This is a genomic window from Novosphingobium lentum NBRC 107847 (assembly GCF_001590965.1).
Classification (GTDB): domain Bacteria; phylum Pseudomonadota; class Alphaproteobacteria; order Sphingomonadales; family Sphingomonadaceae; genus Novosphingobium; species Novosphingobium lentum.
In genome coordinates this window covers 135,234-156,543 of sequence record NZ_BCTW01000006.1, presented here as the reverse complement: position 1 = coordinate 156,543, position 21,310 = coordinate 135,234, and the positions used below count along the sequence as shown (strand labels likewise).

At 65.5% G+C, this 21,310-nt stretch carries 18 protein-coding genes; 10 read left to right on the top strand and 8 right to left on the bottom strand.

What is annotated here, in order from left to right:
- The first annotated feature begins 4 nt into the window (after positions 1–4).
- Positions 5–4,312 carry a DNA-directed RNA polymerase subunit beta' gene (rpoC, locus tag NL2_RS07105; protein WP_068073372.1) on the top strand — a complete coding sequence of 1,436 codons (4,308 nt, stop codon included), beginning with the start codon at positions 5–7 and terminating at the stop codon, positions 4,310–4,312.
- 426 nt (positions 4,313–4,738) lie between these two features.
- Here rpoC and NL2_RS07100 read toward each other — a convergent pair whose 3' ends face one another.
- Positions 4,739–5,233 carry a hypothetical protein gene (locus NL2_RS07100; RefSeq protein WP_157083077.1) on the bottom strand — a complete coding sequence of 165 codons (495 nt, stop codon included), beginning with the start codon at positions 5,231–5,233 and terminating at the stop codon, positions 4,739–4,741.
- A gap of 595 nt (positions 5,234–5,828) precedes the next feature.
- Positions 5,829–6,827 carry a class II fructose-bisphosphatase gene (gene glpX / locus NL2_RS07095; protein ID WP_281190849.1) on the bottom strand — a complete coding sequence of 333 codons (999 nt, stop codon included), beginning with the start codon at positions 6,825–6,827 and terminating at the stop codon, positions 5,829–5,831.
- A gap of 84 nt (positions 6,828–6,911) precedes the next feature.
- On the opposite strand from glpX, the gene NL2_RS21055 reads away from it, so the two are divergent.
- Both NL2_RS21055 and NL2_RS07085 read left to right on the top strand, forming a co-directional pair.
- Complete coding sequence (locus NL2_RS21055) at positions 6,912–7,337, top strand: hypothetical protein (protein ID WP_157083076.1); 426 nt, start codon at positions 6,912–6,914, stop codon at positions 7,335–7,337.
- Positions 7,338–7,408: 71 nt separating this feature from the next.
- Positions 7,409–7,867 (top strand): hypothetical protein, encoded by a 459-nt coding sequence (locus NL2_RS07085; RefSeq protein WP_157083075.1) that lies wholly within the window; start codon positions 7,409–7,411, stop codon positions 7,865–7,867.
- A gap of 26 nt (positions 7,868–7,893) precedes the next feature.
- Here NL2_RS07085 and NL2_RS07080 read toward each other — a convergent pair whose 3' ends face one another.
- Both NL2_RS07080 and NL2_RS07075 read right to left on the bottom strand, forming a co-directional pair.
- Complete coding sequence (locus NL2_RS07080) at positions 7,894–9,225, bottom strand: homoserine dehydrogenase (protein ID WP_068073498.1); 1,332 nt, start codon at positions 9,223–9,225, stop codon at positions 7,894–7,896.
- Between the two features lie 125 nt (positions 9,226–9,350).
- On the bottom strand, positions 9,351–10,172 hold the full coding sequence (locus tag NL2_RS07075) for a hypothetical protein (RefSeq protein ID WP_245647606.1): 822 nt from the start codon (positions 10,170–10,172) through the stop codon (positions 9,351–9,353).
- Between the two features lie 449 nt (positions 10,173–10,621).
- On the opposite strand from NL2_RS07075, the gene NL2_RS07070 reads away from it, so the two are divergent.
- From NL2_RS07070 to NL2_RS07055, 4 genes are all read left to right on the top strand, one after another.
- Positions 10,622–11,284, top strand: coding sequence for an energy transducer TonB (locus tag NL2_RS07070; protein ID WP_068073362.1), 663 nt, complete (start codon positions 10,622–10,624; stop codon positions 11,282–11,284).
- A gap of 96 nt (positions 11,285–11,380) precedes the next feature.
- Positions 11,381–12,142: a MotA/TolQ/ExbB proton channel family protein gene (locus tag NL2_RS07065; protein WP_068073360.1), complete on the top strand. Its 762-nt coding sequence runs from the start codon at positions 11,381–11,383 to the stop codon at positions 12,140–12,142.
- Positions 12,143–12,314: 172 nt separating this feature from the next.
- On the top strand, positions 12,315–12,803 hold the full coding sequence (locus NL2_RS07060; protein ID WP_068073358.1) for an ExbD/TolR family protein: 489 nt from the start codon (positions 12,315–12,317) through the stop codon (positions 12,801–12,803).
- Positions 12,804–12,846: 43 nt separating this feature from the next.
- Positions 12,847–13,290, top strand: a complete 444-nt coding sequence (locus NL2_RS07055) for an ExbD/TolR family protein (RefSeq protein ID WP_068073356.1) — start codon at positions 12,847–12,849, stop codon at positions 13,288–13,290.
- A gap of 357 nt (positions 13,291–13,647) precedes the next feature.
- Here NL2_RS07055 and NL2_RS07050 read toward each other — a convergent pair whose 3' ends face one another.
- From NL2_RS07050 to NL2_RS07035, 4 genes are all read right to left on the bottom strand, one after another.
- Entirely contained in the window at positions 13,648–16,104 is a 2,457-nt protein-coding gene (locus tag NL2_RS07050; RefSeq protein ID WP_068073354.1) for a ligase-associated DNA damage response DEXH box helicase, read from the bottom strand.
- Positions 16,105–16,117: 13 nt separating this feature from the next.
- Positions 16,118–17,521, bottom strand: coding sequence for a phosphoglucomutase/phosphomannomutase PgmG (gene pgmG / locus NL2_RS07045; protein ID WP_068073352.1), 1,404 nt, complete (start codon positions 17,519–17,521; stop codon positions 16,118–16,120).
- 137 nt (positions 17,522–17,658) lie between these two features.
- A complete protein-coding gene (locus NL2_RS07040) occupies positions 17,659–17,958 on the bottom strand; it encodes a J domain-containing protein (RefSeq protein ID WP_068073350.1) in 300 nt (99 codons plus the stop codon).
- The gene (locus tag NL2_RS07035) at positions 17,955–18,776 is read right to left on the bottom strand and encodes a division plane positioning ATPase MipZ (protein WP_068073348.1); all 822 of its coding nucleotides are present in this window, start codon (positions 18,774–18,776) and stop codon (positions 17,955–17,957) included. The genes NL2_RS07040 and NL2_RS07035 overlap by 4 nt, the downstream gene beginning before the upstream one ends.
- Positions 18,777–18,888: 112 nt before the next feature.
- Between NL2_RS07035 and panC the strand changes: the two genes are divergently transcribed.
- From panC to NL2_RS07020, 3 genes are all read left to right on the top strand, one after another.
- Positions 18,889–19,743: a pantoate--beta-alanine ligase gene (gene panC, locus NL2_RS07030; protein WP_068073346.1), complete on the top strand. Its 855-nt coding sequence runs from the start codon at positions 18,889–18,891 to the stop codon at positions 19,741–19,743.
- Between the two features lie 90 nt (positions 19,744–19,833).
- Complete coding sequence (locus NL2_RS07025) at positions 19,834–20,613, top strand: class II aldolase/adducin family protein (RefSeq protein WP_068073344.1); 780 nt, start codon at positions 19,834–19,836, stop codon at positions 20,611–20,613.
- Positions 20,614–20,654: 41 nt separating this feature from the next.
- Positions 20,655–21,272, top strand: a complete 618-nt coding sequence (locus NL2_RS07020) for a (2Fe-2S)-binding protein (protein WP_068073342.1) — start codon at positions 20,655–20,657, stop codon at positions 21,270–21,272.
- Positions 21,273–21,310: the final 38 nt, after the last annotated feature.

Here is a 21,310-nt window from a genome sequence, read left to right as displayed (position 1 = left end):
CACCATGAACGACCTGACCAAATTCACCAACCAGATCGCCAAGCCCGAGACGTTCGACCAGATCCAGATCGGTCTCGCGAGCCCCGAGCGCATCCGCAGCTGGTCCTTCGGCGAGATCAAGAAGCCCGAAACCATCAACTACCGCACGTTCAAGCCCGAGCGTGACGGCCTGTTCTGCGCGCGCATCTTCGGTCCGGTGAAGGATTACGAGTGCCTGTGCGGCAAATACAAACGCATGAAGTACAAGGGCGTCGTCTGCGAGAAGTGCGGCGTCGAAGTGACCGTGACCAAGGTCCGCCGCGAGCGCATGGGCCACATCGAGCTGGCCGCGCCGGTCGCGCACATCTGGTTCCTGAAGTCGCTGCCGTCGCGCATCGGCCTGCTGCTCGACATGCAGCTGAAGCAGCTCGAGCGCATCCTGTACTTCGAAAGCTATGTCGTGATCGAGCCGGGCATCACCCCGCTCGAACGCTACCAGCTGATGACCGAGGACGAACTGCTCGACGCGCAGGACGAATACGGCGAGGACGCGTTCAGCGCCGGCATCGGTGCCGAAGCGGTCAAGCACATGCTCATGGACCTCGATATGGTCCAGGAGAAGGCTGAGCTGCTCAAGGAGCTGTCCGAGACCAAGTCGGAACTCAAGCCCAAGAAGATCATCAAGCGCCTCAAGGTCGTGGAATCGTTCATCGATTCGGGCAACCGCCCCGAATGGATGATCCTCGACGTGGTGCCGGTCATCCCGCCCGAACTGCGCCCGCTGGTGCCGCTCGACGGTGGCCGCTTCGCGACGTCGGATCTCAACGATCTCTATCGCCGCGTGATCAACCGCAACAACCGCCTGAAGCGCCTGATCGAACTGCGCGCGCCGGACATCATCGTCCGCAACGAAAAGCGCATGCTGCAGGAAGCGGTCGACGCGCTGTTCGACAACGGCCGCCGTGGCCGCGTCATCACCGGCGCGAACAAGCGTCCGCTGAAGTCGCTGTCCGACATGCTCAAGGGCAAGCAGGGCCGGTTCCGCCAGAACCTGCTCGGCAAGCGCGTCGATTATTCAGGCCGTTCGGTGATCGTGACCGGGCCGGAACTCAAGCTGCACCAGTGCGGGCTGCCCAAGAAGATGGCGCTCGAACTGTTCAAGCCGTTTATCTACGCGCGGCTCGATGCCAAGGGTCTGTCGATGACCCTCAAGCAGGCCAAGAAGTGGGTCGAGAAGGAACGCAAGGAAGTCTGGGACATCCTGGACGAAGTGATCCGCGAACACCCGGTCATGCTCAACCGCGCGCCGACTCTCCACCGTCTGGGCATCCAGGCGTTCGAGCCCGTGCTGATCGAGGGCAAGGCGATCCAGCTGCACCCGCTGGTCTGTTCCGCGTTCAACGCCGACTTCGACGGTGACCAGATGGCGGTCCACGTGCCGCTGAGCCTCGAAGCCCAGCTCGAAGCGCGCGTGTTGATGATGTCGACCAACAACATCCTCAGCCCCGCCAACGGCAAGCCGATCATCGTTCCTTCGCAGGACATGGTGCTGGGTCTGTATTATCTCTCGATGGATCGCCAGGGCGAACCGGGCGAGGGCATGATGATGACCGACATGGCCGAAGTGCACCAGGCGCTCGCCGCCGGAGCGGTGACCATGCACACCAAGATCGTGGCGCGCGTCCCGCAGACCGACGAAGCCGGCGGGCAGTACCTCAAGCGGTTCAACACCACGCCGGGCCGCATGCTGATCGGCGAATGCCTGCCCAAGAACCACACCGTGCCCTTCGAGCTGGTCAACCGCCTGCTCACCAAGAAGGAAATCGGTGACGTGATCGATCAGGTCTATCGTCACACCGGCCAGAAGGACACGGTGCTGTTCGCCGATGCGATCATGACGCTGGGCTTCCGCAACGCGTTCAAGGCGGGCATCAGCTTCGGCAAGGATGACATGATCATCCCCGACACCAAGGATGCACTGGTCGATGAGACCAAGGCGCTGGTGGCTGATTACGAGCAGCAGTACCAGGAAGGCCTGATCACCCAGCAGGAAAAGTACAACAAGGTGATCGACGCCTGGAGCCGTTGCGGCGATCAGGTGGCCAACGCCATGATGGAAGAGATCAAGGCCACCCCGCTCGACGAGCATGGCCGCGAAGCGCCCGTCAACTCGATCTACATGATGAGCCACTCGGGCGCGCGTGGTTCGCCAACGCAGATGAAGCAGCTGGCCGGTATGCGCGGTCTGATGGCCAAGCCTTCGGGCGAGATCATCGAAACCCCGATCATCTCGAACTTCAAGGAAGGCCTGACCGTCCTTGAATACTTCAACTCCACCCACGGCGCGCGCAAGGGCCTGGCCGATACGGCGTTGAAGACCGCCAACTCGGGTTACCTCACGCGCCGCCTGGTTGACGTGTCGCAGGATTGCGTCGTGGTGGTCGAGGATTGCGGCACCGAACGGGCGCTGGAAATGCGCGCGATCGTTCAGGGCGGTTCGGTCATCGCATCGCTGGGCGAACGCATCCTGGGCCGCACGCTGGCCGAGGATCTGGTCGAGGCCAAGACCGGCGAAGTGATCGCCACCAACGGCACCCTGCTCGACGAGCCGGCGGTCGTGGCGATCGAGGCGGCGGGCATCCAGGCCGCGCGCATCCGTTCGCCGCTGATCTGCGAAGCGCAGCAGGGCGTGTGCGGCAAGTGCTACGGGCGCGATCTCGCGCGTGGTACGCCGGTCAACATCGGTGAAGCGGTCGGCGTGATCGCCGCGCAGTCGATCGGTGAGCCGGGCACGCAGCTGACCATGCGGACGTTCCATATCGGTGGCGCGGCGCAGGTCAACGAACAGTCGCACCTCGAAGCGATCGCGGCGGGCACCATTGTCCACCGCGACATCCCGACGATCATCGACAAGCGCGGCCGTCGCCTCAGTCTGGCCCGCAGCGGCGAGATCGTGGTGGTCGATACCGAAGGGCGTGAACGCGCGATCCACCGCGTGCCTTACGGTACGCACCTGCTGCACGAGAACGGTTCTGCGATCGTGCTGGGCGAACGCCTGGCCGAATGGGATCCGTTCACCCTGCCGGTGATCACCGAGAAGGAAGGCATCGTCCGCTATCAGGATCTGATCGACGGTCGTACGCTGACCGAGGCGGTCGACGAAGCCACGGGCATCGCCCAGCGCCTCGTCACCGAAAACCGCAGCGTGGGCCGCAACAAGAAGGACGACCTGCGGCCGCGCCTGACCCTGCACGACGAGAACAGCGGAGAATCCGCGCGCTACATGATGGCGCCGGGCACGACGCTGTCGGTCGAGGACGGCCAGATGGTTTCGGCGGGCGACATCCTGGCCCGTGCCAGCCGCGAAGCCGCCAAGACGCGCGACATCACCGGTGGTCTGCCGCGCGTGGCCGAGCTGTTCGAGGCGCGCAAGCCCAAGGACAACTCGATCATCGCCAAGATCGCGGGCCGCATCGAATTCGTCCGCGACTACAAGGCCAAGCGCAAGATCGCGATCATCCCGGAAGAGGGTGAACCGGTCGAGTACCTGATCCCCAAGAGCCGCGTGATCGACGTTCAGGAAGGCGATTACGTCAAGAAGGGCGACAACCTGATCTCGGGCTCGCCCGATCCGCACGACATCCTCGAAGTCATGGGGGTCGAGGCGCTGGCCGAGTACCTCGTGGCGGAAATCCAGGAAGTCTACCGGTTGCAGGGCGTGAAGATCAACGACAAGCACATCGAGGTGATCGTTCGCCAGATGCTGCAGAAGGTCGAGATCACCGATGGCGGCGACACCACGCTGCTGCCGGGCGAGCAGGTCGATTACGAGGAAATGCTCGAGTACAACGTCAAGCTGACCGAGGCGCAGAAGCCTGCGGAAGGCAAGCCGGTGCTGCTCGGCATCACCAAGGCGAGCTTGCAGACGCGTTCGTTCATCTCGGCGGCTTCGTTCCAGGAAACCACGCGCGTGCTCACGCAGGCCGCGGTCGAAGGCAAGAAGGACTCGCTGATCGGGCTCAAGGAAAACGTGATCGTCGGCCGGTTGATCCCGGCAGGCACTGGCGCGGGCATGAACCGCCTGCGCGTGGCCGCCTCCAGCCGCGATGCCGCGCTGCGCGCACAGTACCGCAAGCTGCAGGAATCGCTCATCGCCCCGGCTTCGGCCGCCGAAGAGCATGCCGCCGAACTGAAGCAGGGCCCCGAAGCGGCGATCGGCGACGATCCGCTGGCAGCCGTCGAGGGCGAGACCCACGGCACCGACGCCGATGCGGGCGATTACCTGCTGGCCGACGGCGACGCCGCGCACATCGGTGAGGGCGAGGCCGAATAAGGCCCGCGCCATCGCCAACGAAAATGGCCCCGCCTGAGCAATCCGGCGGGGCTTTTTTGTGCGGTCGCATCAATGGTTCGCGGCGGATGGCGGGCAAGGCTAGCCAAGCCCCGTGTCGAACACGCGATGACGAGTGATCGGGCGGCTTTGCCCTCCGTCCGTCGCCCCGCATTCGATGCGGGGCTTGGCTGTTCTTCAGCGCAATGCTCGCTCATCAAGCGGCACGCCGGACGGCACACCGCGATTGAGGCGGCCAACCCGGACTGGTGCAACCTGTGGGATCAGCGGTTCGCGGCGGATTGCCGGGAAGATTAGCCAAGCCCCGTGTCAAGCACGGGGCGACGGGTGTGGGGGGTGGCCATCGGGGCTTTACTGTGAAGTTTGAAGGGAAAGGATGCCGGAGAAATCGGAACCGGTCGCAAAAAGCTATATCGCCTTGAGCTCACCGAACCAGTCCCAGAACCGCGTCGACTCTGCATCTAGCTGAACGCTCCCATCTCGGCGGGGGTTCAGCACGTCTTTGGGTGACATGCCATACCCGACGGGACGTCCAGCCGGATCGTAGTCAATACTAAAGGCGACATCAGCATTCATGATCGAAGCCGCCGTTTTGATCGCCGCCAGGACAATGGTTTGTGGCAGAACAATTATGGAGGGGTTCCTGATGCGAACCTCGTATGCATGGCGATCAACGTGGGTATGAAAACTATCGGTTCCGAGGACGATTTCGTTATCCTTGATCCAAAGCCAAAGACTACCCAACGCTTCGCACGGCGCTGTCCAGCGGTAGGACAAAATCCCGTGCTCGTTTCGACTCACTTCTCCCAACCCAAGGGGTAGTACGCGCGGTGCTTCACCAGCGAAAATCGATTCCAAGACCGAGGCCGGGATGCGTTTTGGCATAGGCAGATAGCTATACATCCATTCATTTTAGGAAAGATAGGGCAGCGCCTCCCCCCGCCCGTCGCCCCGGACTTGATCCGGGGCTTGGCTTTCCTTCGGTCCAACGGATGCTCACAAATCGGCACGCCGGACGGCACACCGCGATCGAGCCAGCCAATACTGATCGGCGCGGCCTGTGAGTTGATCGGTTCGTGGCGGATCGCCGGGAAGATCAGCCAAGCCCCGTGTCAGGCACGGGGCGACATTGGATAGGGCAGTGCCCCTCCTCGCGCTTTCCACCCTTAACCCGGCGCAGGCTGGCTCCCCCCGAACAAACCATTTTCCTACAGGCGCCGGCATCGGCATAACGGGCGGGTTCTTTCTCAGCGTCGATCCCGTTCCCTTTCCGCCCCGTGTTCAAGCGGCGTTTGCGCCGCGCTGGCGAAGGTCACACCTTGCGCGCCAATAGACGGCCGTTCTGGCGATTTTACCCTTCCTTCGCAATACTTTGACCAAAGCCGAGTGACCTCGCAACACCACCGGATCTGCGTCAACTTCGGCGCTCCGCCAGCCGCACGAAAAGCCCGGCGACTTGCGGCGCCGGGCTTCGTTCGTGTCAGCGATGCGCCGCGCCTTACCGCGGCTTGCGGTGCTCGCCCCGGACCCAGCGCACGGTGCCCGAGCTGGCGCGCATCACCACGGTTTCGGTGGTCATGGTGCCGTCCTTGCGGTGCTTGACGCCGGCGAGCAGCGATCCGTCGGTGACCCCGGTCGCGGCGAAGATGCAGTCGCCCTTGGCCAGTTCCTTGAGGTCGTAGATCTTGTTGAGATCGGTGATGCCCCACTTGCGCGCGCGGGCTTTCTCGTCGTCGTTGCGAAACAGCAGGCGGCCCTTGAACTGCCCGCCGACGCAGCGCAGCGCGGCGGCCGCCAGCACGCCTTCGGGGGCGCCGCCCGATCCCATGTACATGTCGATGGTGGTGTCTTCGTTGGTGGTGGCGATCACGCCGGCCACGTCGCCATCGGGGATCAGCTGGATGCCGCAGCCGATCGCGCGCAGTTCGGCGATCAGATCGGCATGGCGCGGGCGATCGAGCACGCAGATGATCAGGTCTTCAGGGCTCACGCCCTTGGCGCCTGCAACCGCTTCGACGTTTTCACGCACCGACTTGTTGAGATCGATGATGCCATCGGGATAGCCGGGGCCGACCGCCAGCTTGTCCATATAAACGTCGGGCGCGTTGAGCAGGTTGCCTTCCTCGGCCACCGCGAGCACGGCCAGCGCGTTGGGCCCGGCCTTGGCGGTGATGGTGGTGCCTTCGAGCGGATCGAGCGCGATGTCGATCCTGGGGCCGGTGCCTTGCGCCGATCCGACCTTTTCACCGATGTAGAGCATCGGCGCCTCGTCGCGTTCGCCTTCGCCGATCACCACGGTGCCGTCCATCGCCAGTTCGTTGAGCGCGGCGCGCATCGCTTCGACGGCGGCGGCATCGGCGGCCTTTTCATCGCCCCGGCCGATCAGCTTGGCAGCGGAAATCGCGGCGGCTTCGGTCACGCGCACCATTTCCAGCACGAGGACGCGGTCGAGGACGGTACTGACGGGGACTGTGCTGGCGGAGACGGGACTGGTCACATTCACTTCCGATTCAGGCTGGGAGGACGAGGGATTTCCTGCCCTAGACGCGCGGGAGGCATCTTGTCGAGATTGGCTGTCGCGTTGGTTTTTGCAGGACTGCTGCTGTCGTCTCCGGCACATGCGCAGAATGCTGAATCGGAAGCCGATCGGCGGGTCGAAACGGTCATCGGCGACCAGAAGAAACAGATCGACATCGCGCCCGCGCCTTGCCCGAAACCGGCGGCGGGCGGGGAAATCGTGGTGTGTTCGCACCCCGATCTGGAAACCAGCCCCCGGCTGCCGATTCGCAACGCCCCGCGTGACGATCATCCCACCCATGATGGCCTGCCGCGCGCCCCCGATGTCTACGGGATCAAGCCGATCCAGGGCGGGATCACCTTCAAGGGCTGCTTCATCCCGCCATGCCCGCCGCCGCCGATCTACTATTTCGACGTGACCGCGCTGCCCAACCCGCCGGCGGGTTCGGATGCCGACAAGATCGCCCGGGGCCAGATGCCCGCGCCGTGATGTCACAGTCCTGCCGTGATTCGTGCTAGGCTGACGATGCTGCGATCGGTTGCAGGCGGAGGGATCCATTGGTGTCGAGGTCGTTAGTCGTTGCCGTGCTGGCCCTGTCGTCGTGGCCGACCGCGCTTTTGGCGCAAGCCACTGGGCACGTCTCGCCACCGCCGGCAACAGCGGCGGCCGCCGATTCGGGCGAAGCCGATGCCGCGATTGCCCGCAGGCTGCTGTCCGCCGGTGCGCCGGAACGCTGTGACAAGTCCGGCAGCGGCATCGTGGTTTGCGCCGATCCGGAACGAAACAACCGCGAACGCCTGCCGCCCGACCCGACCGAGGCGGCGCGCGCCACGGGCAATGGTGTGCCCTCGGCGCCCGACATGGACCGCCTCAACTGCCGCACGCATCCGCGCGGCAAGTGCATGACAGCAGGCAAAGTGCCGCCGCCGGTCTATTATTTCGACATCACCAAGCTGCCCGAACCGCCCGCGGGCTCGGACGCCGACCGCATCGCCAAGGGCGAGACACCTGCGCCTTGAGCGGGTCGAGGTAGACGTATCAGCCTCTAATCCTTGAGGATGTGCATCACCAGCGGCGGTTCGGTCAGGCTGGGCGATCCTTCGAGCAGGCGCAACGCTTCGGCGATGCAGCGTTCGGGGCCTTCGTGGGTGACCATCGCCACCAGCACCGGCGATTCGTTGTCTGGGCCGGCGCGCCCTTTCTGGATCAGGCTTTCGATCGAAACGCCCGCGTCGCGCATCGCGGCGGTGATCTCGGCCAGCACGCCGGGGCGATCGGCCACGGTGAAGCGGATATACGCGCTGCCGATGCGGTGGCCCGATTCGGCCGGCGCGAAGGTTTCAAGCTCTGCCACGGGGATCGAGAACGGCGCGCCGACTTCACCCCCGCCCAATGTCGAGCGCGCGATATCGATCAGATCGGCAACCACCGCGCTGGCGGTGGGGCCATCGCCCGCGCCCGCGCCCTGGAACAGCAAGCGGCCCGAGAAATTGCCTTCGGCCACGACCGCGTTGGTCGCCCCGTCGACATGCGCCAGCGGGTGGTCGCGCGGGACCAGGTGCGGGTGGACGCGCTGGAACAGGCGTCCCTTGCCATCGGCGCCGCGCTCGGTATCGGCCATGCCGATCAGGCGGATGTAATAGCCCAGCGCATCGGCCTGCGCGATGTCGGCGGCGAGCACGCGGCGGATGCCGGTGGTCTCGACCGGCACGAAATCGATCGCGGTGCCGAACGCCACGCTGGCCAGGATCGCCAGCTTGTGCGCCGCATCGACGCCGTCGATGTCGAAGCTGGGATCGGCTTCGGCATAGCCTTTGGCCTGCGCTTCGGCGAGCACTTCGGCAAAGTCGCGCCCGGTGTCTTCCATCGTCGAGAGGATGTAATTGCAGGTGCCGTTGAGGATGCCATAGACGCGCTCGATCGCGTTGGCGGCCGCGCCTTCGCGCAAGCCCTTGATCACCGGGATGCCGCCCGCCACCGCCGCCTCGAACTTCAGCGCAACATGCGCGGCTTCGGCGCTGCCCGCCAGTTCCAGCCCGTGGTGCGCGATCATCGCCTTGTTGGCGGTGACCAGCGACTTGCCCTGCGCCAGCGTGTTGCGCGCCAGCGTCAGCGCGGGACCATCGGATCCGCCGACCAGTTCGACCACCACATCGACATCGGCGCGCGCCGCCATCGAGGCCATGTCGTCTTCCCAGTGATAGCGCGCGATATCCACGCCGCGATCCTTGCCACGCTCGCGAGCGCTGACCGCGACGATCTCGATTCGCCGTCCGGCGCGGCGCGCGATCAGGTCGGCATTGGCTTCGATCAGCCGGATGACCCCGGCGCCGACCGTGCCAAGGCCCGCCAGCGCGATACGCAGGGGTTCGCTCATGCCGCTTACAGTGTTCATTGGTCGCCGTCCTCCTGCTTGCGCGCGCCTTAGGCAACTGGGCGGCAGGAGGAAAGGGGCAGCGCCGCTGCGGCCCGTTCGCCGCAGGTATGATCGACCCGCGCGGGTCAGCGTCCGCCGGCGAAGGGGAGGCGGCTGCGCGGGCACGGACCCAGATCGCGGATCACCAGCGCGTAATCCTCGGCGGCGATGGCGCGATCGCTGTCGTTCGCCCCGATCATGGCGTCGGCCCGCAGGGTGGCGGGCAGGAAACAGGCCAGCCGATACCACGCCAGCGTATCGCGCGCCGGCGGCCGCGCGGCCTGATCGACGATTTCGGAGAAGCTGACCCCCCAGACTGGCGAATCGCCGGGGCGGCGCACGATGGTCAGCGACACCGGCTCGCCGGCGCGGGTGGCGAGCGAGACTTGCGTCTCACCCTCGCCGCCCAGGTTGCCGGGGACGTGGATCGCCTCGCGCACACCGGTCACGCGCGGTGCGGCGTCGGGCGCGACCAGCTCGGTCAACAGGCCGCGCACGCGCTGATCGAGCTCGGCGGTCCATGTCACTTGCGCATCGGGTGCGACCAGCCGCAGCTCGCCCGGGCTGCCCGGCACGGTGCGCGCGAACAGGATGACCTGCGTCTTCTTATTGAGCGCCGGAGGCCGCCCGCGCGCATCGAGCGCGACGTCGGCGAGGTAGCGGAGCGATTCGCGCAAACCTCCACCATCGAGCCCGCTGCCCTCCTGCCCGCCGCCGTCGAGCCCGCGACCGGACAGCACCGCAACGGTTCGCGCCTCGATATAGAGCCGGGCATGGCCCGGTGCGACGCCCGGTGCCTGTTCGGGCTTCAGCCGGGCGACCTTCATCACCTGCGCTGTGGCGATCACCGTCGAACTGGTGGCCAGATCGGCGAGGTCGGCATAGGTCAGGGCGGGGGACGGAACCACGGAATTTGCTGGCTTTTCCGGCAATGCCTGCGCTTGGGCGGGGGCCATCGCAGCGATCGGCGCCGCCAGCGCAAGCGCCATCCGGAACAGGACATGGTGGGGATTATGTCGGGACATCGGCATGGCGGACCTTGTTAACCAGTGCAGCGCGATGCGCGCAATAATGCTTCAATGGCAAGCCGGTTGAGGCATTGGAACAGTGAATTGGTGGTTAACGGATAAAGCATTTGCGCGCTCCGGGCTTCGGCGTTAAAGCTCCGGCCAATCGGGCAAAACACAAAAAAAGCCCGAAAACTGCCACCGACGGGCCCACCGCCCGGGGATGGCAGCCGGGTTGCCCGGCAGGGTGGAAACAGACTAGGATTGGGTGCTCGCGCCGGAACGGTGATTCTGCGCGACGACTCCGCCTTGGTTTCGGCCAAGGTGGGTGACAGGAGTTTAGGAGCTGAATGGCATACGCTGACCAACAGATGAGCGGTAACAAAGTCACCGCGCTCATCGTCGTGGCTATCCTTCATGTTGTCGTCGGTTATGCGCTGGTCACTGGGCTGGCGTATTCGGCGTTCAAGAAGATCAAGGAGGTCACGACGGCCGTCAACATCAAGGACGAGCCACCGCCGCCGCCGCCGCCGCCACCGCCCAAGGACGCGCCGCCGCCGCCGCCCATCGTGGCGCCGCCGCCGCCGATCACGTTCACGCGTCAGGCTCCTGTATTGCAGACCGTGTCGGCACCGCCGCCCGTGGCACCGCCGCCAGCCGTCGTGCTGCCGCCGCCACCTTCGGCACCGCCGCCGCCGCCGGCTCCCAGGTTTTCGCCCAAGGGCGCAAGTCCGAAGGGTAATCCGGGCAATTGGGCGACGTCTAACGACTACCCGTCGCGCGCATTGCGTGAAGAACGGGCAGGCACGACGGGTTTCCACGTCACCGTGGGCACCGACGGCAAGGTCGCCGACTGTTCGATCACACGATCGAGCGGCAGTCCCGACCTGGACCAGGCAACGTGCGACAACATTCGTCGTCGTGCCCGGTTTACCCCCGCTACCGATGGCGAGGGTAACCCGACAACGGGCAGCTACTCCAGCTCGGTCCGCTGGGTCATTCCGAAGGATTGACCCAGACGATCGATCGGGTTTTGGCCGCCCGGCCAGATCCATGTCTACAGTTACACAGTCGTCACGACTTGCTATTTGATTGAGAGGAAGACCCGCATGCTTATCCAAACCCTTGCCGCTGCAGCGACCACTGCCGCGCCGCAGAACAAGTTCGGCTTCGTGGAAGCGCTGCAGGCCGGCGGCTTCATTGCTTATGCTACTGTTTCGATCCTCGGCATCATGTCGTTCGGTTCGTTCTACATCCTGTTCACCAAGTTCTTCGAACAGCAGAAGATCATGCGCCAGGGCCGTGACGTCGGCACCTCGTTCTGGAAGGCCCCGTCGCTGCGCGATGGCGCCAACAAGATGGACAAGAACAGCGCTTGGCGCCAGCTCGTCGACGATGGCCTCGCCGCCGAAGACCAGCACGGCAAGATGACCGATTCGATGGAAGCGCATGACTGGCTCCACGGCTCGCTCGCCCGTTCGGAAGCGTCGATCAACGCCCGCCTCGCCGGTGGCCTGCCGTTCCTCGCCACCGTCGGCGCGACCTCGCCGTTCATCGGCCTGTTCGGCACCGTGGTCGGCATCTACCGCGCGCTGATCGCCATCGGTCTGGCCGGTTCGGCCTCGATCGACAAGGTCGCGGGTCCGGTCGGTGAAGCGCTGATCATGACCGCGCTCGGCCTGCTCGTCGCGGTTCCCGCCGTGCTCGCCTACAACTGGCTGCAGGCGCGCAACAAGCGCATCGCGGAAAACCTCAACGGCTTCTCGACCGACATCCTTGCGAACATCAATTCCAAGGGTGCCGTCCGTCCTGCCGCGATCGCACCTGCCAAGTCGGCTGCTCCGGCTGCTGCGGCGCCGATCAAGAAGTAAGCCTCAACTCCGGGCCATCGCGGGCTGAGCCCGCTGGCCCGGACCGCATCGCGGGTCAATCCCGAAGGGGCCGCTCCGGCAGCCCCTTCGGTCCTCCCCTCGAGGCAAAATACGGATAGGATGTAACCAAATGGCAGTTTCGGTAGGCGGCGCTGGGGCAGCAGAACGCCCTATGTCGGACATCAACACCACGCCACTCGTGGACGTGATGCTGGTGCTGCTGATCATCTTCCTCATCGCGGTTCCGGTTGCGATCCAGAGCATCGAGAAGTTGAAGGTTCCAATCCTTCCTTCGGAAGAAACGCAGGACAAGGTTGAAAACCTGCTGATCGCGGTCGTCGGAACCGACGCTGCGGGCCGCAGTCCCAAGGAACCCGGCTACGACGGCACGTTCCGCAACGGTGAATGCCGCGTCTACATCAACAACGTCACCCCGGTGGACAACACCGAGCTTTACAAGCAGGCCTTCGACAAGCTTGACGCGGTTGTGAAGCGTGAAGGCGGCGCCCAGAACATCACCCCGGACAAGATCCCCGAAGTTCACATCCGCGGCGATCAGAACGTCCCCTGGAAGTGCATCGCCGGCGTGATCTACAACGTCCAGTCTGCCGGCTATCCCAAAGTCGGTTTCATCTCGACCCCGGTCGACCCGAACGGCTGATGCTGCAGGTCCCCGGTAGACGAGCGAACAGGAGTATTCCGACATGGCAATGAGCGGCGGCAAAGATGATGGCGCGCCGATGATGGAAATGAACACGACGCCGTTGATCGACGTCATGCTCGTGCTCCTCATCATGTTCATCATCACCATCCCGGTGGCCACCCACTCGGTCAGCATCGATCTTCCGGCGGCAGCCCCGCCGAACCAGGATCAGCATGTCGATCCGGTGAAGAACAAGCTGACCCTTCTGGCAGCCGGCAACCAGATGCTCTGGAACGGCACGCCTACCACCGAAGGCCAGCTGGTCTCGCTGCTGGCGGCGACCAAGGCAATGCAACCCCAGCCGGAACTGCAGTTCCAGCCGGAACCCTATGCCAGCTATGAAATCGCCAACCGGATGATGAAGATCATCACCCAGTCGAAGGTGGCGAACTTCGGCTTCGTGGGCAACGAACAGTACGCCGCGTTCAAGCGCGCCGGCGAATAAGCTTCCTTTGCGCAGCGGCCGCGATGGCCGCACGCGGGGCGAACGACTGATGAGGGGGCGGAGCGATCCGCCCCCTTTTTCGTGAGCGGGCAAGCGCGTTCGCAGGGACGGGGCTGATGCCGTCCAAAACCGAAAAAATTTAGCCGGAAGCGTCATCCTCAACTTGTTTCAGGATCCAGTTATCCGTCCGCACAGCGTTTGGCTTGACGGGCATTTCGGTCTGTGGCCCTCCAATTCTGCCTGCACCGACCACGCCGCCCGATGGATCCTGAAACAAGTTCAGAATGACGAGAAACGGGCAAGTCGTCCCTATCCTGCAGCCTTGAGCGTAAGGGAGTGCGCGGGGCGGTCAGCGCATCACCCGTTGTCCGGACGCATTGCTGCGGCACCCAGCGTCTCGGCTTCCAGCAGCAGTTCGTCGTCTGCTGCGCCGGCGGGCATGGTCTCGCGCCCGATCATCACCATCACCGGCACCGCCAGCGGGCTGACCCGGTCGAGGTGGACATGGACCAGTTGGCCCGCCGCGCGATCGAGCAGGTCGGCGACGCGGCCGACGTCGGTCATCCGTTCGCGCGCATCGGCCCAGGCGGCCTCGATCAGCACGTGGTCGGGCTCGTACTTGCGCAGCACGTCATAGATCAGGTCGGTCGAGAACGTGACCTGCCGCCCGGTCTTGCGCTTACCCGGATGCTGGCGCTCGACCAGTCCGCCGATAACCGCCACTTCGCGAAATGCCCGGCGCAGCAAGTGCGAATTCTGCACCCATTCGACGAATTCGTCGGTGAGGATGTCGGGTGACAGAAAGGCGGCGGGATCCTCGACCGGTTTCAACCCCCACACCGCCAGCGAATAGTCGTTGGCGACGAACCCGAGCGGGCCCAGCCCCCGGTCCTCCATCCTGCGCGTGATCAGCATGCCCAGCGACTGGTTCGCGTTCCACCCCTCGAACGTGTAGTACACGGTGTAGGCGCGGCCGCCGTGGGGGAAGCTTTCCACCAGCAGTTCGCCCGGCCCGGGCATGCGGCTGCGCCAGTCCTGCATTTCCAGCCATTCGCGCACATCGTCGGGAAAGCGGGCCCAGCCGGGCCGGTCGGCCAGCATCGCACGCACCCGGTCGGCCAGATGCGTGGTCAGCGGCATCCGTGCCCCGCCATAGCTGGGGATCTGGCCCGATCGCTTCGCCGCGCGCACGATCAGTTCGAGATCGCGCACGCCCTCGACTTCCAGATCGAGTCCGGCAAAGCGGAAGGTGTCGCCCGCCGACAACCCCGCGCCGAACGATTCCTCGACCCGGCCCAGCGAACGGCCGTTGCGGAATCGCACTTCGAGCATTTCGGACGCCACGATGATCCCGGCGTTCAGGCGGTGGCGTGCGGCATGTTCGGGATGCGCCAGCCGCCACGTTCCATCGCGTTCCCGCACGATCCGCTTGAACCGGTCGTAGGCACGCAAGGCATAGCCGCCGGTCGCCACGAAGGTCAGCACCCGGCTCCACACGGCGTCGTCCACCCAGGCATACGCCAGCGACGATCGCACTTCGGCAAGCAGCGCGGCCTCGCCGAACGGGCCGGAGCAGGCGCAGGCCATCACATGCTGGGCCAGCACATCGAGCCCGCCGGGGCGGAAATCCTCACCGTCGCGCTGGCCTTGCTCCACTGCTTCCATCGCGGCGGTCGCCTCGAGGAATTCGAAGCGGTTGCCCGGCACCAGCAAGGCGCGGCTGGGCAGGTCGAGCCGGTGGTTGGCGCGGCCGATGCGCTGCAGCAGGCGCGATGAACCCTTGGGGGCGCCCATCTGCACGACCATGTCGATATCGCCCCAGTCGACACCCAGGTCGAGGCTGGATGTGGCGACCAGCGCGCGCAGCTCGCCGCGCGCCATCGCGCCTTCGACCTTGCGCCGCGCCTCCTTCGACAGCGAGCCGTGGTGGATGCCGATCGGCAGCTTGTCTTCGTTGGCATCCCACAATCGCTCGAAGATGAACTCGGCCAGGAACCGCGTGTTGGTGAAGATCAGCGTGGTGCGGCTGGCGCGGATTGCCTCGTACAGCTGCGGCACCGCCCAGGCGGCGGCGTGGCCACCCCACGGCACGCGCTCCTCCCTGGGCAGCAGGATCGAAACTTCGGGGTCCGCGCCGTGCTCGCCCTGCACCAGCGTGACGGCGTCGATGTCGCCCCACGGTGCCAGCCACGCGCGGAAAGCCTCGGGATCGGCGACCGTGGCCGACAGCGCGGCGCGGCGCATCGCCGGCGCAAACCCCTGCAGCCGCGCCAGCGCAAGCGCGAGCAGATCGCCGCGCTTGCCCGTGGCGAACGCGTGGACTTCGTCGATCACCACGCGCTGCAGCGTGGAAAACAGCTGCGCGCTTTCGGGATAGCTCAGCAGCAGCGACAGCGATTCGGGCGTGGTCAGCAGCACGTGCGGCGGCCGCGCGCGCTGGCGGGCCTTGCGATCGGACGGCGTGTCGCCGCTGCGCGTTTCGACGCGGATCGGCAGGCCGATCTCATCGATCGGCGTCATCAGGTTGCGCTGCACGTCGTGCGCCAGCGCCTTCAGCGGCGAGATGTACAGCGTGTGGAGACCATCGGGGGCGGGCGCACCCTCCAGCCGCGAAGGCGCGAACGCCGCCAGCGTCGGCAGGAACCCGGCCAGCGTCTTGCCCGCGCCGGTATCGGCCACCAGCAGCGCATGCTGTCCGGCATCGGCGGCGGCGAGCATCTCCAGCTGGTGGCGGCGCGCCTGCCAGCCGCGTGCGGTAAACCAGGCCGCGATTTCGGGCGGAAGCGCGGCCGTGTCGTCCGGCTCGTCGCTCACCGCCAAATGTCCATCAGTGGCCGGCTTGCGGTCCGCGCTCGAGCCCCGAGGCGGCGAGTTGCGCGTCGATCATCGCCATCAGCCGGGCCAGACCTTCCTCGCTCGAACTTTCGGCGCGGGCGACCAGAACGTCCTGCGTGTTCGAGGCGCGCAGCAGCCACCAGCCGTCGGGCGTGGACACGCGCGCGCCGTCGGTCTCGTTGACATCGGCGCCTTCTGCCTTGAGCCGGGCCTTGACCTCGTCGATCACCGCGAACTTGCGGCTTTCGTCCACCTGGAAGCGCAGTTCGGGGGTGTTGATCATCGGCGGCATCTCGCCGCGCAACTGCGTGACCGATTTGCCCAGCCGCACGCTGGCCGCGATCAGCCGCACGGCGGCGTACAGCGCATCGTCGAAACCATAGTAATCGTGTGCAAAAAACACGTGGCCGCTCATCTCGCCGGCCAGCGGCGCGCCCGTCTCCTTCATTTTGGACTTAATCAGGCTGTGCCCGGTGTTCCACATCAGCGGCTTGCCGCCGAGTTCGGCCACGCGATCGAACAACGCCTGGCTGGCCTTCACATCGGCGATAATCATGGCCCCCGGAACCATCCGCAACAGGTCTTCGGCATAGATCATCAGCAACTGGTCGCCCCAGATGATCCGGCCTTTGCCATCGATTGCACCGATCCGGTCGCCATCGCCGTCGAAAGCTACTCCGAAGTCGAGATTATTCGCGGCGACGGTCGTCCTGAGATCGGCGAGGTTCTTTTCCTCGGTAGGATCTGGATGATGATTAGGAAAATTCCCGTCGACTTCGGTGAACAGCAGGACATGGGTTCCTGGCAGTCGGGCGGTGAGCAGTTCGAGCGCCGGGCCCGCCGCGCCGTTGCCCGCATCCCAACCGATACGAAGACCGGCCAGCTGCTCGTGCCCGATCCCCTTGATCCCTTCAACCAGCCGGTCGATGTAGGCGGGCATGATGTCGTGCGTCTCCGACGTGCCGCTGCCGGAAACCCAGTCACCGACAGCAGCCATCCGCCCGAGATCGACTATGTCGGCCCCGAAGAACGGAAGTCCGCCAAGTACCATCTTGAAGCCATTGTAATTGGCGGGATTGTGGCTGCCGGTTATCTGAATGCCGCCATCCACATCTTCCATTGAGGCTTCGGCGTAATACAGCATCGGGGTGGGGCCCATGCCCACGCGCACCACGTCGACCCCGCAGGCGTTGAGCCCTTCGACCAGCGCATGTTCGAGGATCGGCGAGCTGATCCGCCCGTCATAGCCGACCGCGACCTTCTTGCCGCCCGACCGGATGATGCGTGTGCCGAAGCCGCGCCCGATCGCGCGGGCATCGTCCGGCCCCAGCGTTTCGCCGATCACGCCGCGGATGTCGTATTCGCGCAGCACGGTGGAGTGGAACTGGTGGGTCATGATGCGTCGGCTTCCCTTGTGTCGTCGATGTATGGTCGATGTGTCGTCGATCCGGGCCCGCCGATGTCACGAGCCCACGTCGCGGATCGTTACTTAGGCCGTGATTGTGACGAGACCGGCGGCCAGTGACGAACGGCTCACTTGATCCGGTTGCCGCGTTGGCGAGCCAGGCCGCCCAGCAGCACGTCGCGCGCGGCATTGGCTTCGTGGACCGCATCGCTGCTGCCGCCGCGATCGGGGTGGACCCGGGCGATGAGTTCGCGATGTGCGTCGATGATGTCCTCCCGCGATGCGCCGGAGCGCAGGCCCAGAAGCATACGGGCGCGTGCTTCTGCGGCGGAACGGTCGGCCCCTTTCATCAGTTCCCACGGCCACTGGCCCGACAGCAGGCGGCAGGCCACGCTGACCAGAATGACCAGCTCGACCAGCTTGATCATGCCGCCGATTCCATCGCCGGTTCGCTGGCGGCGGGCCGCGCCGGCATCGGCAGGTTCAGCCCGGAGACCAGCGCGCGCAGTTCCTGCCGCGCGACAAGGTGGCTGGTGCCCAGTTCGCCCAGCTGCCCTTTGTCGAGCAGGGTGAGGCCCGAGGGAAACAGCTCGCGGTAGATCACGCGTTCGGACAATCCGCTGGCGATGCGGAAGCCCACCCGCTTCGACAGCTCGCCCAGCGCCTGGTCGAGCCGCTTCATGTTGCGCGCTTCGGTGTGCTGGGTGCGGTTGCGCACCACCACCCAGTCCATCTCCCGGCGCGAATCTTTGATCGTGGACATCGCCCGCTTCTTGCGCGCTTCCCAGATCAGTTCGGCATAGAACGACAGGCGGCGCACCTTGAACGTTTCGGCATCGACTTGCCCGATCAGGTCGAAATCGACGAAACTGTCGTTCAGCGGGGTGACCAGCGTATCGGCGCGGGTGGCGACATGGCGCGCGAACGCATCGTCGCGGCCGGGCGTATCGAACACCAGGAAATCGTGGTCGGCCGACAGTTCTTCGGACAGCGCGTCGAGCTCCTCGATCGTCTCGCCCCGAAATACCGCGAAGGTCGCGCTCGGCAGCGCGACGTTGCGGCGGGCGACGGTCTCGGCGCGGTTTTCGAGGTAGCGGTGCATCGTCCGCTGGCGCGAATCGAGGTCGATCGCGGCGACGCGTGCGCCCTGATAGGCCAGCGCGACCGCGATGTGGACGGCGGTGGTGGATTTGCCCGTTCCGCCCTTTTCATTGGCAAAGACGATCCGGTGGGGGCCGCTGGACAAGACGCGATCTCTTCTGTTCACATGGCCGGAGGCGCTTGCCGCCGGGGGGTGGCGACGGCTAGACCAGCCACCCATCCGCCCCTGACGGCGGCTTAAAGGACAGGCAGGGGCTGTGCAAACCATCTCTCGACTTGACGACTTGCGGACCAGCGTTGCGAAGCTGCGTGCGGCGGGGGGAACCGTGGCGCTGGTGCCGACGATGGGCGCGCTGCATGAAGGCCACCTGACGCTGGTGCGCGAGGCGAAGGCCCGCGCGGCCCACGTCGCGGTGTCGATCTTCGTCAACCCGCGCCAGTTCGGGGCGGGCGAGGATCTGGAGGCTTATCCGCGCCCGTTCGAGCGCGATGTTGCGTTGCTCGAAGCCGAAGGCGTCGATGTGCTGTGGGCGCCCACGCCCGACCAGATGTACCCGGCGGGCTATGCCACCAACGTCTCGGTCTCGGGAGTGAGCGAGGTGCTGTGCGGCGCGGCGCGGCCGGGCCACTTCGATGGCGTGGCGACGGTGGTGGGCAAGCTGTTCCACCAAGTGTTGCCCGACATCGCGCTGTTCGGCGAGAAGGACTGGCAGCAACTGGCGGTGATCCGGCGGATGGCGCGTGATCTCGACCTGACGCAGCCGCGCGCGGACGCCATCATCGGCATCCCCACGGTGCGCGAGGCCGACGGGCTGGCGATGAGCAGCCGCAATCAATACCTGACGGCCACCGAGCGAACGCAGGCCGCCGGGCTGTCCGCCGCGATGCGCAAGGCGATTGCCGCAATCGAGGCTGGGGCGGATGTGGCGGCCTCACTCGGCGAGCTTGCGGCTGCGCTGCTGTCCGGCGGATTCGCATCGGTCGACTATGCCGAGTTGTGCGATGCCGATACGCTAGCGACGCTGCCCGCGCTCGTCGGCGCCCCGGCTCGGCTGCTGGTGGCGGCGCGGATCGGCAAGGCTCGGCTGATCGACAACATGGCGGTGGGTTGAGCGCGCCGGACAGGTGCACGATTGCATCGACGTCGCCGGTCATGCGATAGAGGTTGCAGATCGTAACGAGACGGATCCGGAGAGACGCACATGGCAACCCAGCTTGCTTCGGCCAGAACGGGCCGCAACATCGACTGCAGCGACGCCGAATGGCAGGCGCGGCTCGATCTGGCGGCGTGCTATCGCATCTTCGATCTGATGGGCTGGTCGGAATCGGTCTACAACCACATCTCGGTGCGCGTGCCGGGTGAGGACCATGCGTTCCTGATCAACCCGTTCGGGCTGCTCTATTCCGAAGTCTGCGCCTCCAACCTCGTCAAGATCGACATCGACGGCAACAAGCTCGATGGCAGCCCGCACCCGGTCAACAAGGCCGGTTTCACCCAGCACGGCTATTTCCACCGCCACCTCGATTGGGCGCACGCGATCTGTCACGTCCACACCACCGAGACGATGGCGGTGTGCAGTCTTGCCGAAGGGCTGATGCCGATCAACTTCTACGCCTGCAACTTCATCGGGCGCATCGGCTACCACGATTTCGAGGGCATCACCGTGCGTGCGGAAGAAGCCGAGCGCCTGATGGCCAACTTGGGCGACAAGCACATCCTGATGCTGCGCAACCACGGCCCGGTGGTGATGGGGCGCACCTTGCCCGAAATGTTTGTGATGATGTGGGGCCTGCAGCGCGCCTGCGAGATTCAACTGGCGACGCTGTCGATGGGACGCCCGGTGCTGGTTTCGGACGATGTCGTGGCGGTCCACCAGCGCGATCTCGCCCAGGCGCAGCCGCCCGGTGGCGGCCCGGGCATCGGCGATTTCAACGCGTGGGTTAGGCGGATCGACAAGATCGACCGCAGTTGGCGCGACTGATCCTTCGACAGGCTCGGGATGAGCGGTTAGGGATCGCGACAATGGCTCGCCTCACTGTCAACAACCAGCCGGTGCAGTTCCGGATGGACCCGGACACTCCGCTGCTGTGGGCGCTGCGTGAAGCCGCCAATCTCACCGGCACCAAATACGGTTGCGGGGTGGGCGATTGCGGCGCCTGCACCGTGATCGTCGATGGCGAGGCGCTGCGCAGCTGCCAATTGACGCTGGGCGAGGCGGAAGGGCGCTTCGTCACCACGATCGAGGCGCTGGCGCAGGATCGAGGCCATCCGGTGCAGCAGGCGTTCCTGGCCGAACAGGCGATCCAGTGCGGGTTCTGCACGCCCGGCATGGTGATGGCCGCCGCCGCGTTGCTCGCGCACAATGCCGATCCGACCGAAGACGATATCAAGGCGGCGCTGACCAACTTGTGCCGCTGCGGCGTGTACCCGCGGCTGGTGCGCGCGGTGCAACGCGCCGGACAGGCGATGCGCGGATCGCAGGCGTATGGACCGGCAGTGGCGGTGGCTGGTGGTGCGACGGCGGGCGATGCCCCGGTCGCCAAGGCGGCGGCCGCTGCGCCCGATGCCCAGACGAGCCCCGATGCCCAGACGAGCGACGCGGCATCGGATGCCGGTGGCGCCGGGGCGAGCAGAAACTAGCGGGGATTTCTTATCTCGCCCCGCTCATCCCGAGCGTA